The following is a 13,713-nucleotide window of genomic DNA, read 5'->3' on the forward strand; positions in this document are numbered from 1 at the left end:
ATGGCGAATGTGGCGAAGTGGTTAACGCACCGGATTGTGGCTCCGGCATTCGTGAGTTCGATTCTCATCATTCGCCCTTTTATTGGGGTATAGCCAAGCGGTAAGGCAAGGGACTTTGACTCCCTCATGCGTTGGTTCGAATCCAGCTACCCCAGTTAGTAAAACATATATGGCGGTATAGCCAAGTGGTAAGGCAGAGGTCTGCAAAACCTTCATCACCGGTTCAAATCCGGTTACCGCCTTATATGCCGGCGTGGCGGAATTGGCAGACGCGCTGGACTCAAAATCCAGTGCCCGTTGAGGGCGTGCCGGTTCGACCCCGGCCGCCGGTATTAGAGACAAGATTAAATGCTTGTCTTTTTTTTTGCTCTAATTTATACGTTTATGCGATTTTTTGTCAAGAAACCTTATTGAGGGTTACTAACAGTTTCAGAAGATAAGAGAGTGCGTACTGCGAAACAGAAAGGAAAAGGTATGTAGCTACAGATACGATTAGGTATATTTTCTTTTTAAATCAACTTAGCATGTTCAGTGGAAAAAAATAGACGGATATTCTCTATAAAGAAAATATCTCGTCTATGTATCATTTGTATAAAACCCATAGATGTGCAGCTTCGTTTTGCAATTCTTCAGGTGTAAACCAGGTGAGAGAATGTTTTTTCTTGGCGTCATCATTGGGATCCAATAGCCGAATTTTTTTGCCATTGTAGGCGGATAAAACCATGATATGACCATTTGGTGTAAATTTTCCTGGATTAACGGAAATAAGTACTGGAATTCCTTTTTTCAGATAAGGGAGGGCATTTTGAATTCTGTCGCTTAAATCAAGATATTGGTAGTTGTTTTGTTGGGCATATTGCGGAAATATTGCCCAAGAAGTACCTTGATCAGTGTAGTAATCATCTTTCGCCCAGGAAAGTACAGTAGTTGGATTTATTAGTTTTTTTTGCCAATAAGATTCAATCATTGCTAAAGAAGCAATTGCACAGCCATTTTTAGCAAAAGTCGTATCTTCTCCCCAACCATATTTTTTCTTGGCCCATCGTTCATCTGTTTGAAGAATAAGGTAAGAATTTAAGCTTTCCTTGGCTAATTTTTTGCGTGTCTTTTCACCATATGTTCTTTGTGGGTTCTTTTTTTCGAAAGCTAATTGTTTTGCTTTTTCTTGTTTTGCTTTGGCTTTTTTCTTTAAGATTTTTTCTTGTTGTTGTGCCTCAATTTGTCTTTGATGTAAATGATTTTTTACTGAAAAACCAATCAATAAACAGATACATGCAAGAATCAGTAATAAGACTCTTTTCACTTTTTTCTTAAGTTTCCGCCGTTTTTTCTTCGGTTTTTTAGGCCCTATATTTTTTCCTTTTGGTAAAGGCTTCGTTTGCTTTTCCACATGATTCCTCCCATATAAATTGTTAATATGATTTTTACATATTTTAAAAGAAATTGCAATTTTTTTATAGACATAAATAGAAATTGATGTTATACTATCTATTGTTCGGTTAACGAATTAGTTATTAATATGGCGAATGTGGCGAAGTGGTTAACGCACCGGATTGTGGCTCCGGCATTCGTGAGTTCGATTCTCATCATTCGCCCTTTTATTGGGGTATAGCCAAGCGGTAAGGCAAGGGACTTTGACTCCCTCATGCGTTGGTTCGAGTCCAGCTACCCCAGTTTGACAGCTTTCATGAAGGCTGTCTTTTTTTATTGCTATTTTATTTATAAATATATAACGAGCCCACTTATATGTTAGGATAAGTGGGCTCGTTTTTTTACTTCGTTAATAGTAGCTTATCGTCATCTAATTGTGAACCGCTATTTTTTTGGAACATTTCCATCAATTCAGGAACAGTTAGCTTTTCTTTGGCTTTTCCTTTAACATCTACAACAATTTGTCCTTGATGGAGCATGATTAGTCGATTACCATATTTAATTGCATCGTTCATATCGTGTGTTACCATGAAGGCAGTTAATTGATGCTCTTGAATTAATTTATTGGTTAGTTCCATTACTGTAGCTGATGTTTTTGGATCAAGTGCTGCAGTGTGTTCATCAAGCAAAATTAACTCAGGTCTTACTAAAGTCGCCATCAATAGCGTAATTGCTTGTCGCTGCCCACCCGAAAGTAAACCAATTTCTGCAGTTAGGCGATTCTCTAAGCCTAAATTTAAGCTTTGAAGTTGTTCACGGAAAAATTCGCGATTTTTGGCTTTCACACCTGAACTAAAGCCGCGTTTTTGTCCGCGTTTTAATGCAATAGCCATATTTTCTTCAACCGTCAATCGTACTGCCGTGCCAAGTTTTGGATCTTGAAAGACACGACTGATTTGTCTGGAACGCTTAACAACGGATTGTTTCGTGATGTCTTGACCATTTAATTCAATCTTACCTGTTTCAGTAGGAATAGCACCGGCAATACTATTTAGTAAAGTTGATTTCCCTGCACCATTACCACCGATAATGGTGATAAAGTCTCCTGATTCAATTTCTAAGTCAATACCTTTTAACACATGATTTTCATTAATGGTTCCTTTTTCAAAAATTTGATGGAGATTCGTAATTTTAAGTACAGTACTCATTATTTTTTACCTCCTTTTTTGAAAAGCGTGTTTAGCCATAATTTTTGTCTTAATTGTGGTAAAGATAGACAAACCACTAAAACAATGGCAGATGCTAGTTTTGAGTCACTTGGTTCGACATTAAATTCAAAGACTAAGGCTAAGATGAAACGATAAATAATTGTACCAGCGATAATTGTTAAAAAGCGTATCCATAGAGGTTTGTTAGCAAATAATACCTCTGCAATAATGATTGAAGCTAATCCAATAACGATGGTTCCAACACCTGAGTTTAAGTCTGCAAAGCCATTATTTTGGGCAATTAATGCACCTGAAAGGGAGATACAGCCGTTAGAAATCATATAACCAATCAATTTCATCGAATCAGTATGAATACCATTGGCCTGACTCATATCAATATTATCCCCGGTAGCACGAATCGCTAAGCCTATTTCAGTACGAAAGAAAAGGTGCAATAGTAAAATCACTAATAAACTAATGATTAAGCCCATAATGACTGCGGCATTGACTTTTGTTAGTCCCATGTTTTGTAGCCAAGAAAATAATGTATCTTCTCCTAAAAGCGCAATGTTAGGTGCACCCATCACACGTGAAGTCACCGAGTAAAGGCCGGTCATCGTAATAATTCCGGCAAGCAGGGCAGGTATTTTTAATTTTGTATGCAAGATACCCGATACTAAGCCAGCAAGTACGCCTCCTAAAAATCCTAAGAGGGTAGCAACAACTGGTGAAAGGCCGTGAACGATGCTAATTGCTGCAATCCCGCTACCTAAAGGAAAACTTCCTTCTGCGGTTAAGTCAGCAATATCTAGAATTCTAAATGTAATAAATACCCCAATTGCTAAAAGCGACCATAAGACACCTTGAGAAGCTGCTGATTGTAAGAGAAGGGGTAAGTTTGAAATAATACTCATGAAATAATCTCCAATCTATTTAGGGGCAACAATACTTGCTGGATCAATACCTAATGCTTTAGCCATATCTTCATTGACAACAAGTTTTAGGTTTTTTGCTGATTCGATTGCAGTTGTTGCAGGTTTTTCTTTACCATCCAAAATTTTAGCGGCCATTAAGCCAGTTTGTTTTCCTAATTCTTTATAATCAATTCCGTAAGTTGCTAAACCACCTGTTTCTACTTGTTCTACTGATCCAGCAACGATAGGGGTTTTGGTTTGTTTGGCAACTTCACCAATTACGGCAGCTGCTGAGGCGAAAGTATTATCTGTTGGAATGTAAATACCATCCACATCTTTGGCAAGACTAGTTGTTACTTGTTGTACGTCGTTGGTAGTATTGGCAGTTAGGACTTTAACTTTCACATTAGCTTTTTTCAAGGCTTTTTCAGCTAAGTCTGCTTGAATTTTTGAGTTTGCTTCTCCTGAGTTATACATAATACCGATTGTTTTAGCATCTTTGACAATACTTAATAATAATTCGATTTGTTTATCAATCGGTACCATATCAGTTGTACCAGTTACATTTGTACCAGGTTTTTTCAATGATTTGGCCAATTTGGCAGCAACAGGATCGGTCACCGCAGTAATCACAATTGGAATATCCTGTGTTTCATTGGCCAAAGATTGAGCAGATGGAGTAGCGATACCTAGTAATAAATCGGCTTTTTCTTTGACTAATTTTTCACTCATACTTTTTAGATTATCTTGGTTATTTTGCGCATTTTGATAGTCAAATTTCACATTTTTACCTTCTGTATACCCGCCTTCCTTTAAGCCTTCTTTAAAGCCTTCATAAGCTGCATCTAAAGACGGGTGTTGCACGATTTGTAAGACACCAACAGTTTTTTGGGTATCTTTTTTGCTTTCTTTGTTCCCACAGGCAGCTAATAATAAAGCCGCACTCATCACAAGTAGGGTAGTCATTATTTTTTTCTTTTTCATTTTTTCAATCCTTTCATGATTCAAAGAGCAATTTTCTAAATAAAAAAACCATCTAGGAATAGCCTAAATGGTTGAAAATTCAATATTCATTCAGCCATTCAGGTTAAATGGCTAAATGCAATCAAAAAATCCTTAGCCATTATAGATACTTTTTCTTGTATCCATAATGTGTTATGAATACAAGTCTATCTAAAATAGCTAAAGTAGAAACGATTCAACTGACTAATGTTTTTCAATTGCGTCTTCATAGAAATGTTCCTCTCCTTTTGGAATTAATTGAATTATAGTTAAATTTTTATTAAAAGTCAATGATAAATATTAAGATAATTTAAAAATAAAAAAGAATTCTCTTAAATAGATTAACTAAATAAGAGAACTCTATATTTGTCATTTTTTATAATAACGGATATGATTTTCCACTTTTTCAATACTAAAGCGTGTTTCATCCGTAAATACTTGGTCAATGCTTGGATCTAAATGTTCATTAAGACAGGTTTCGTATTCAGCAAAAGTGAGGCGATGACGCTTGTTTAAAGTTTCTTGATTTTGCGTGGTGTGTAAGTGTTTTTGATAGCCTTCCACGACATGTGCTTGGAAAAATTCTCCAACCATTCCTGAACCATAGCTAAATAAACCAATTGTGTCTTCAGGTTTTAATGTTGCGACATGGTCTAGATAAGAAATGAGCCCTAGATAAAGTGAACCGGTGTATAGATTACCAATTTGACGACTATAACGAATACTTAGCTCATAGTTGTCAATAAATTCTTTTGCTATAGCTTCATCGACATTTTCCAATAGGTGATTCAAAGCTTTTCTACCCATTTTTGTATAAGGGATATGGAATAACAAGGCTTTGTAATCTGTCAGGCTTTGTTGATACTTTTGATTATACGCTGTAAATACATCACTAAAGGCGTTGATATAGGTACTATTGGATAATGGGCCATCTACAAGCGGATATTTTTGATTAGTTGGTCGCCAGAAATCATAGACATCTTTGGTTAATGCGAGTGTTTTTTCTTCAATTACAAGAATACGAGGCTCTTTGGTAATTAACATTGCAACAGCCCCCGCTCCTTGCGTAGGTTCACCACCAGAATTTAAACCATAACGCGCGATGTCAGTAGCAATGACTAAAGCTTTACTTTCTGGATGTAAGCGGACATGGTTGACTGCCATTTGTAATGCAGCAGTGCCGGCATAGCAAGCTTCTTTCACTTCGATGGCTCTAGCATAAGGTTGAATACCTAAAAGACGATGTAAGATGACAGCACTTGCTTTTGATTCATCAATGCTAGATTCCGTACCAACAATCACTAAATCAATTTGCTCTTTGTCTTGGGCGGTTAAAATTTTTTCAGCCGCATTGGCACCTAGAGTAATGATATCTTGGCTTTGTGGATTGATGGCCATCTTTTCTTGACCAATTCCGATTAAATATTTATTTGGATCGACATTACGTGCTTGGGCTAAATCAATCATGTCTAAATACATTTGAGGTACGTAAAAACTGATTTGATCAATACCAACGTTCATTTGTTTATCCCCTTTCAACGTTCTACTATAATAAAATAGCACATTTTGAAGAAAAAAAGAAAATAATTGCATGTTTTGTTAAGATTTTTTTAGAATAACTAGCATTTTGATTCATTTATATTTTATTTTTTGTCAATAAATGATATATTTCCATTGGAGGTGTTGATGTGGAACAAGTAGTAATCATTGACGCATTAAGAAGCCCGATTGGTAAATATCGAGGGATGTATAAAAATATTAGTGCCAAAAAATTAGCAGTAAATGTTGTAACTGAGTTATTTAATCGCCACCCTAAAATAAAAGGTGCTGTCAATCAAGCCATTTTTGGACAAGTATTACAAGCAGGAAGTGGCCAAAATATTGCCCGGCAAATTGCTTTAGAAAGCGGCTTGTCACAAACTGTTCCGGCAATGACAGTAAATGAAGTTTGTGGTTCAGGTCTCAAAGCGTTGATTTTAGGGATGGAGCAGATTCAATTAGGAAAAGCCCAAGTTGTTTTAGCAGGTGGTTGTGAAAATATGACACGTGCGCCATATATTAGTGAATATGATAAACAAGCCGATAGCTACTCTACGCCACAGCCAGTGATGATTGTCGATGGTTTGACAGATGCATTAAGTGGCAAACACATGGGCTTAACCGCTGAAAATGTAGCAGAGAAATATCAAATCACCCGTCAAATGCAAGATACTTATGCTTTACGGTCTCATCAAAAGGCTGCCACGGCAAGGAGAAAGGGCTATTTTGAAAGTGAGATTGTCCCTGTAGAAGTTGAAGGTACAGTGATTACTTGTGATGAATCGGTGCGTCCAGATACTTCTTTGGATAAATTAGCTTCATTGAAAACTGTCTTTAAAGCAGATGGGACTGTAACTGCTGGAAATGCCTCGCCGTTAAATGATGGGGCCAGCGCAGTACTTTTAGCAAGTGAAAGTTATGCAAAGGCGCATCAATTGCCTATCTTAGCAAAAATTAAGGCAACCAGTGAAGTAGGTATTGATCCACAATTTATGGGAATTTCTCCTATTGAAGCCATTCAACAGTTAATGAAACAAGTTGATTTAACCTTGGATGAGATTGATTTGTTTGAAATTAATGAAGCTTTTGCGGCCTCATCAATCGTCGTTAAAGAGCAACTACAGATTCCCGATGAAAAAATCAATATTGCCGGTGGAGCTATTAGTTTAGGTCATCCAATTGGTGCGAGTGGGGCTAGAATTGTCACTACTCTTGCGCATCAACTAAAAAGAACCAATAAACGCTATGGGATTGCCTCTTTGTGTATTGGCGGTGGCTTAGGTTTAGCTATGTTAATTGAAAACTCTCAGGAACAGGCAAATAACGAAAAAAAAAAGTTTCAACAACTAACCATTGATCAACGTCAAGATTTCTTGCGTGAAAGTGGTCTAATTGATGAGACGGTCATTGCTCAATGGCAAAATCATAGTTTAGATGAAAAAGTAATGACGCATTTAATTGAAAATGTTGTCACTGATTTTGCTTTGCCAGTAGGGATTGTCCCTGAATTTATTATGAATGAAAAAACTTATTATCTACCGTTTGCAACAGAAGAACCATCTGTTGTTGCAGCTTGTAGCTATGCAGCAAAAATGACTAAACAAACCGGGGGCTTTCAAGCAGAAGTTCAAAATCGTTTGGCGCAAGGACAAATTGTATTACAAAATATTGCTGATGTTCAGGCGATTGCTAGGAAAGTAGAGGCGTTATTGCCAAAATTAAAAGAGGTGGCACAACAAGCTTATCCGTCTATTGTCAAAAGAGGCGGTGGTGTTGTGAAGCTTGCGACACGTACCTTTAATAGTGAAGCATTTTTATGTGTGGATGTTTGGATGGACACCAAAGAAGCTATGGGTGCCAATATGTTAAATACGGTATTGGAAGCAATGGCCACTGAATTAAGGCGTCAACTATCTGTGGATGTATTAATGGCCATTTTAACGAATTATACCCCTGATTCTTTAGTGACAGCAAAAGTGGCAGTTGATTTTAATCAATTAGATAAGTTGGGCAATGGGCGACAAGTAGCTCAAAGAATTGTTCAGGCGAGTCGTTATGCACAGCTTGATCCATTTCGTGCAGTCACTCATAACAAAGGCATTATGAATGGGATAGAAGCACTATGTTTGGCTCTTGGAAATGATACCCGCGCCTTATCTGCTAATATTCATGCTTTTGCCAGTCAAGACGGTCAATACAAAAGCTTAAGTACTTGGGAAATTGTTGAGAATCAGTTGGTTGGTAAAATTCAACTACCATTGATGATTGCTAGTGTAGGGGGGGCGACTCATGTATTACCTAAAGCGGCTAGTTTCCATCAATTATTGCAAAATAGCGATGCAAAAACATTATCGATGCTACTAGCGAGTGTGGGATTGGCCCAAAATTTGGCAGCCTTAAGAGCCTTAGTTAGCGAAGGAATTCAAAAAGGACATATGAAAATGCAGGCACGTAGTATAGCAATGAGTGTTGGTGCTAATGAACATGAAATAGCTAGTGTGGTTGAGGCATTATTGCAAACGACGATGAATCAAGAAAATGCCCGTCAAATCTTAACCCAAATAAGAAAAAGTAAGTAAAAAAACGAGTGAAATCAGCTTTTGTGGATTTCACTCGTTTTTATGATGATTATCGATTTTCAAGTGGTGTGTTCGCAAAGTCTTCAATAACAGGAATGACTTCAAGTTTTAATTTGTATTTACGCTCTAAAGCTGATTCAATAGTGAATTGTCCGACTTGTGAAGTTGAAATCGTTGCTAATAGACGTTCGTTCGCAGCTTGTTCAATCACTTGAATTTCATCTGCTAATTTTTTGACAGTAAATTTTGGAAAAGCAGTGATTTTTTCAACAAATTCATCGTAACCACTGTGAGCCGCTTTTTCTTTTTCATCAGTAGTATCAGTTGTTGGTGCTACTTCAGCTATTTTTTCTTCTTTTACTTCTTCTTGCACTGGTGTTACTTCTTGGGCTACTTCAGTTGATGCTTGTTGATTTTCTGTATTTGGACGTTTTGGTGCTTGATACCAATATGTAACGATTTCTTCTACTAAATTTGAACTAAATTGCTCAAATAAGCCTGGTTCTTCATTTTGAATACGTTTAATGATGGTGTCAAACGTTTTATCAAGCGGCACAGTCAATAATTTATCCTTTGTTGTTTGGCCAAGAAATTCGATAAAAAGTTCGTTTTTCCGATTTTTATAAGTGTACACTTTAATCGGCATTTGATATTGGTTTAATGCTTTATTTTCTAATTCACGGAATAATCGATTTTTGGCTTGTTCCATTGATGGTCGAAAATTTTTCAGTAATTTTTTTAAGTTTTTCTTTTTCATAAAAACTCCTTTCAATCGTTCATAAATAATTATTCATCAGACAAAGATGTTTGGTTAGATGTTTCAATCGTTAAATCAGAAAATTTAGGAATAATAGCATAGCAATCCATCTCTTTTTGGTATGCTACAGCCATGTTTTCCCAAGTGAATAATTCATACTTTCCTAAGCGTTGATTTAATTCATTGATAAATTGTTGCTTGGAATAGTTTCTAGCAGGAAAATGTTGAATTTTTTCAGGATAAATCAAAAAGACAAAATCAGCTGAGAAGGCTTTTTTGATATATTCTGGTAATTCTTCAAGTCTTGTATACATGGACCATCCACTTCTTTCCACAAAAAATAAAGCACATCACACAATAGTTTATCAATAAATAGGTAAAAAGACAAATATTTTCTTTGACTTTTCATTGCAGTCTCTCTTTTTAAAACTTCATTAAGTCTGTGGATTTTTCTTTTCAAGCAATGAATTTTTAGGTAAACTAGTTAAATGATAAAAAAGAAAGGTTAAACAAATGGATATTTATTTAAAAGAAGCATATTTACATATTGCCGATCGTCAGGCGGGAGATCCAGTGTTATCGGAGTTACCCCTAGATTTAAGTAAAGATTATTTACGTGAATATATTGAAAAGAAAATCGCAAAAATGTATTCTCCGCAATCTAAAGCTGGTCAGATTGATTTAGCTAGTGACATCGGGAAAATTCTAACACAACAAACGGAACTAAAAATGATGAGTCAGCAATTAGTTAATCTCTGGTATCAAAGCTATCAGCAAAGCACGGATGCCCCGTCTTGTGATATTATCGTAGCTAAATATGAGTTAGATACGATACCTTATTTAGCTTTTTTGAAATTGAATTATTCACAAGGGTATACGCATTTTCTAGATCAAACAGAAGAAGGTTTATACAATCAATTTATTTTGCACCAAGCGATTTTGCCAAATAAAACGCAAAAAGTTGATGAAGGCGTCATTATAAATTTGCTGAGCTTTGATTTTCAATTATTAGAGAAACGCTATCAGTTTTCAGGTGAGAAAAAAGCGTATTTCTCTACTGAATTTATTGCTCAAGTACCAAGCCTTTCTTTGGAGGAAAATGTCAAAGCAATCAAAAAAGTAGCTAGTAAAATCGGCAGTGAGTTTGCGGATGATGATTATCAAGTTGTGGCAAAGGTCAAACAAGCAATCGTTGAATCCATTGATCAAAATGGCTATATTGAACCAAAAGAAATTGCTGAATCTGTGTTTAAAGAAAACATTACTGCGCAGTTAGCCTTTCAAGAAAAGGTTGCTGAAAAAGGAGTTAGTGCCACTGCGCCTTTAATTGCTAATGTCAAAGAGGTCAGTGAAAAGAAATACAATAAACAAAAGCTAAAACTATCAAACGGTATTGAAATGATTATTCCAATGGATGTTTATCAAGATCCTAATTTATTGGAGTTTGTCAATCAGCCAGATGGCACGATTTCAGTGATGATTAAAAATGTAGAAGATATATCAACAAAATTATAGTTGTATTTGGGAAATAAAAGAAGCGAGCAATTATACGATGAAAAAAATAGTTAAAAAGTTCATGCTGCTTGTGCTTGTATCTTTCATTTTTTTAGGGGGATTTATTATTTATCAACGCGTACAAGTGATTAAGCATGTGCGCACTTATCAAGGACTTGTCGCAAAAATTACCAAAGAAGCAGGCATTGAAAAATATCAATCGACCATTTTAGCGATAATGATGACTGAAAGTAAAGGAACTGGTCAGGATGTGATGCAAAGTTCTGAAAGTCTCACAAAACAAGTCGGACAATTAAAAAATCAGGAGCAAAGTATTAAACAAGGGACCAAGCATTTCAAAGAATTATTAGATTATGCGCAAGTTCGTGGCTGTGATTATTCTACGGTACTTCAGGCATATAATTATGGGATGGATTATATTGACTATGTGGCCAATCACGGCAAGCACCATACGCAAGAATTGGCAGAAAAATATTCAAAAGAGGTTTTGGCGCCAGCGTTAGGAAATACTGAGGGAAAACGTTATCGATATCTTCATATTTTTTCAATTTTTCACAATGGGGGGTATCTCTATCATAACGGTGGGAACTACTATTATGCCAAAATCGTCAAGTGGAACCAATATCAATATGAAAGTTATGAAAAAATAATTCATTTAATTGAGTGAATTGCTTGAAAAATAGCAAAAACGCGCTTATAATGAATAGCATGGTATATTGTCTAGATTTTGAAAATGAAATCATATAAAAGTGACACCAACTTGTCTAAGATGACAAATTCGCGTCCTAGTACAAATTTGAGAAAAATTTCGTCTAGGGCGTGATTTTTATGAGATTTATATTCTAGGTTAATGAAAATTCATGATAGGTTTAGCGCATTTTTTATCATTTATTCGTACATATTTGGCGTATTTCCTTCTCGTGAGACCTAATCATTAGCAATCTACAAATAATGATTGAAGGTGACGAAATGGCAAGAATACCACAGCAAGTTATCGATGAAATTCGTGAAAAAACGGATATTGTAAACATTATTGGGCAGTATGTTCAGTTGAAAAAGTCCGGGAAAAACTACACAGGATTATGTCCTTTTCATGAAGAGCGCACACCTTCTTTTTCTGTAGCAAGTGACCGTCAATTTTATCACTGTTTTGGCTGTGGACGTGGCGGTAATGTTTTTAACTTTATTCAAGAATTAGAAGGACTTAGTTTTCAAGAGGCGGTTGTAAGGGTAGCTGAAATGGAAGGAATTCCGTTAAGTAGCCAGTATATGACTGCATCAAAGCAAGTCGGTCATAATAAAAATGATTCCTTATATCAAATGAACCAACAAGCTTGCGAAGTCTATCAACATATTTTGAAAAATACCCAAATTGGCCAAGCAGCTCGAAATTATCTAGAAAAAAGGCAGTTGGATAGTGAATTATTAGAAGAATTTCAAATTGGATTTGCTCCAGATCGTCGAGATTTCTTGGTTAAAGTTTTTGAGCAAAGAGGTTATACCAAAGAGCAGATGGCCGCTTCAGGTCTTTTTGTACAGCTTGAAAACGGTAACTTTATGGATCGTTTTTATTCGCGCGTCATGTTTCCAATTCAAGATGAACATGGCCGAATCATTGCTTTTTCTGGCCGCTATTTACCAACAGATAATGAGGCCGATGATAAGCGTCAACCTAAGTATTTGAATAGTCCTGAAGGCGAGATATTTAATAAGCGTGAAGTGCTATTTAATTTACATCGAGCAAAGGGTACCATGCGTAAAAATCAGGAAGCCTATTTATTTGAAGGCTTTATGGATGTGATTGCAGCGTATAAAAGTGGCATTCCCAATGGTTTGGCATCAATGGGTACTAGTTTAACTGAACAACAAATTCGACGTATTGATAAATTAGTCCATCAGGTCGTTCTTTGCTATGATGGCGATCAGGCTGGGCAACATGCGATTTATCGTGCCGTTTCTCTGTTTGAAGAACAAAGTCAGTTAAAAATGTCGATTGTCAGCCTACCTGAACGTTTGGACCCAGATGAGTACGTCAAAAAATATGGAGCGGAATCTTTTGTACAATTAGCGCAACATTCACGGCAATCAGTTTTTCAATTCATGAGACAATACAAAAGAACTGGCCGGAATTTAGAAAATGATCAAGAGCAAATTACCTATTTAAATGAATTGTTAATTGAGTTGAAAAAAGTCGATTCGGTGATTGAACAGGATAAATATTTAAATCAGTTAGCACTCGAATTTAATGTTAGTCGCGATGCCTTACAGCAACAACTGTCTCAGATTCAATTACCTAGCCCTGTTGCAACGGTACAGTATGATTTACCAGTCGAACCTGACGCATCCGTTGCGCAAGTGCCAAAGATTTCGGTTCAAGTAGTTGTGAAAAAAACACAATTACAAAAAGCACAAGAACTCTTGCTTTACCGACTGTTCAATGATCCTAGTCTAAATAAACGTTTAAAAGCCGATGAAGTATTTTTTATTGATGAGATTTATCAAGAAATATATGTCTTATTTGATAGTATTCTTGAGGGTCAGGGTTCTTTTACCATCCAACAATTTTTGGATGTCTTACAGGAAAATCATTTGCGCGGAAAAGTTGTTGAAATTGCCAGTATGAATGTTCCTAAAGAGATGAGTGACCAAGAATGGCATGATGTTATCACACTAATTAAGGAACATCGCATTCAAGAACTACTGATTACCAAGAAAAATGAACAGCAATTAGCTAGACAACAGCATCAAACAGATTTAGAATTAAAGTTAGCTGTTGAGATTATTCAATTAACGAAACAATTGAAACAAATGAGTCAATAGATGAAAGG

The 13,713-nt window shown here is 36.1% G+C and carries 11 protein-coding genes and 6 tRNA genes; 10 read left to right on the forward strand and 7 right to left on the reverse strand.

The features are described 5' to 3' along the window. Nucleotides 1-3 precede the first annotated feature (3 nt). The 4 genes from I567_RS11730 to I567_RS11745 all read left to right on the forward strand — a co-directional run bounded on the left by I567_RS11730 (nt 4) and on the right by I567_RS11745 (nt 332). A tRNA-His gene (locus I567_RS11730) sits at nt 4-76 on the forward strand. A 7-nt stretch (nt 77-83) separates the two neighbouring features. After that, nucleotides 84-155, forward strand: a tRNA-Gln gene (locus I567_RS11735). Between the two features lie 16 nt (nt 156-171). Then, nucleotides 172-242 (forward strand) — tRNA-Cys (locus I567_RS11740). 5 nt (nt 243-247) lie between these two features. Beyond that, nucleotides 248-332, forward strand: a tRNA-Leu gene (locus tag I567_RS11745). 251 nt (nt 333-583) lie between these two features. On the opposite strand, the gene I567_RS11750 is transcribed toward I567_RS11745, so the two are convergent. Then, a complete protein-coding gene (locus I567_RS11750) occupies nt 584-1,390 on the reverse strand; it encodes a C39 family peptidase (protein ID WP_016252424.1) in 807 nt (268 codons plus the stop codon). 132 nt (nt 1,391-1,522) lie between these two features. Between I567_RS11750 and I567_RS11755 the strand changes: the two genes are divergently transcribed. Both I567_RS11755 and I567_RS11760 read left to right on the forward strand, forming a co-directional pair. Then, nucleotides 1,523-1,595, forward strand: a tRNA-His gene (locus I567_RS11755). Between the two features lie 7 nt (nt 1,596-1,602). Then, nucleotides 1,603-1,674 (forward strand) — tRNA-Gln (locus I567_RS11760). A 98-nt stretch (nt 1,675-1,772) separates the two neighbouring features. On the opposite strand, the gene I567_RS11765 is transcribed toward I567_RS11760, so the two are convergent. From I567_RS11765 to I567_RS11780, 4 genes are all read right to left on the reverse strand, one after another. Further along, nucleotides 1,773-2,579 carry an ABC transporter ATP-binding protein gene (locus tag I567_RS11765; protein WP_016252425.1) on the reverse strand — a complete coding sequence of 269 codons (807 nt, stop codon included), beginning with the start codon at nt 2,577-2,579 and terminating at the stop codon, nt 1,773-1,775. Continuing rightward, nucleotides 2,579-3,493 carry an ABC transporter permease gene (locus I567_RS11770; RefSeq protein ID WP_016252426.1) on the reverse strand — a complete coding sequence of 305 codons (915 nt, stop codon included), beginning with the start codon at nt 3,491-3,493 and terminating at the stop codon, nt 2,579-2,581. Before I567_RS11770 ends, I567_RS11765 begins: the two co-directional genes overlap by 1 nt. A 15-nt stretch (nt 3,494-3,508) precedes the next feature. After that, nucleotides 3,509-4,477, reverse strand: coding sequence for an ABC transporter substrate-binding protein (locus I567_RS11775; RefSeq protein WP_016252427.1), 969 nt, complete (start codon nt 4,475-4,477; stop codon nt 3,509-3,511). Between the two features lie 387 nt (nt 4,478-4,864). Next, nucleotides 4,865-6,016, reverse strand: coding sequence for a hydroxymethylglutaryl-CoA synthase (locus tag I567_RS11780; protein ID WP_016252428.1), 1,152 nt, complete (start codon nt 6,014-6,016; stop codon nt 4,865-4,867). 167 nt (nt 6,017-6,183) lie between these two features. Between I567_RS11780 and I567_RS12575 the strand changes: the two genes are divergently transcribed. After that, on the forward strand, nt 6,184-8,613 hold the full coding sequence (locus I567_RS12575; RefSeq protein ID WP_016252429.1) for a hydroxymethylglutaryl-CoA reductase, degradative: 2,430 nt from the start codon (nt 6,184-6,186) through the stop codon (nt 8,611-8,613). Nucleotides 8,614-8,662: 49 nt separating this feature from the next. Here I567_RS12575 and I567_RS11790 read toward each other — a convergent pair whose 3' ends face one another. Then, nucleotides 8,663-9,370, reverse strand: a complete 708-nt coding sequence (locus I567_RS11790; RefSeq protein WP_016252430.1) for a hypothetical protein — start codon at nt 9,368-9,370, stop codon at nt 8,663-8,665. 29 nt (nt 9,371-9,399) lie between these two features. Next, on the reverse strand, nt 9,400-9,684 hold the full coding sequence (locus I567_RS11795; RefSeq protein WP_016252431.1) for a hypothetical protein: 285 nt from the start codon (nt 9,682-9,684) through the stop codon (nt 9,400-9,402). Nucleotides 9,685-9,883: 199 nt separating this feature from the next. Between I567_RS11795 and I567_RS11800 the strand changes: the two genes are divergently transcribed. The 3 genes from I567_RS11800 (at nt 9,884) to dnaG (ending at nt 13,705) form a co-directional block, all read left to right on the forward strand. After that, the gene (locus I567_RS11800; protein ID WP_016252432.1) at nt 9,884-10,885 is read left to right on the forward strand and encodes a nucleoid-associated protein; all 1,002 of its coding nucleotides are present in this window, start codon (nt 9,884-9,886) and stop codon (nt 10,883-10,885) included. A gap of 37 nt (nt 10,886-10,922) precedes the next feature. Further along, nucleotides 10,923-11,552, forward strand: a complete 630-nt coding sequence (locus I567_RS11805) for a lysozyme family protein (RefSeq protein ID WP_016252433.1) — start codon at nt 10,923-10,925, stop codon at nt 11,550-11,552. 302 nt (nt 11,553-11,854) lie between these two features. Next, nucleotides 11,855-13,705: a DNA primase gene (gene dnaG / locus I567_RS11810; RefSeq protein WP_016252434.1), complete on the forward strand. Its 1,851-nt coding sequence runs from the start codon at nt 11,855-11,857 to the stop codon at nt 13,703-13,705. Nucleotides 13,706-13,713: the final 8 nt, after the last annotated feature.

Source organism: Enterococcus cecorum DSM 20682 = ATCC 43198 (assembly GCF_000407565.1).
GTDB lineage: Bacteria > Bacillota > Bacilli > Lactobacillales > Enterococcaceae > Enterococcus_E > Enterococcus_E cecorum.

What these genes read in the sequence shown, in the direction of transcription:
- I567_RS11775 (WP_016252427.1), bottom strand. Translation starts at nt 4,477, where the DNA reads ATGAAAAAGAAAAAAATAATGACTACCCTACTTGTGATGAGTGCGGCT.
- I567_RS11780 (WP_016252428.1), bottom strand. Translation starts at nt 6,016, where the DNA reads ATGAACGTTGGTATTGATCAAATCAGTTTTTACGTACCTCAAATGTAT.
- I567_RS11770 (WP_016252426.1), bottom strand. Translation starts at nt 3,493, where the DNA reads ATGAGTATTATTTCAAACTTACCCCTTCTCTTACAATCAGCAGCTTCT.
- I567_RS11765 (WP_016252425.1), bottom strand. Translation starts at nt 2,579, where the DNA reads ATGAGTACTGTACTTAAAATTACGAATCTCCATCAAATTTTTGAAAAA.
- I567_RS11800 (WP_016252432.1), top strand. Translation starts at nt 9,884, where the DNA reads ATGGATATTTATTTAAAAGAAGCATATTTACATATTGCCGATCGTCAG.
- I567_RS11805 (WP_016252433.1), top strand. Translation starts at nt 10,923, where the DNA reads ATGAAAAAAATAGTTAAAAAGTTCATGCTGCTTGTGCTTGTATCTTTC.
- I567_RS11795 (WP_016252431.1), bottom strand. Translation starts at nt 9,684, where the DNA reads ATGTATACAAGACTTGAAGAATTACCAGAATATATCAAAAAAGCCTTC.
- dnaG (WP_016252434.1), top strand. Translation starts at nt 11,855, where the DNA reads ATGGCAAGAATACCACAGCAAGTTATCGATGAAATTCGTGAAAAAACG.
- I567_RS11790 (WP_016252430.1), bottom strand. Translation starts at nt 9,370, where the DNA reads ATGAAAAAGAAAAACTTAAAAAAATTACTGAAAAATTTTCGACCATCA.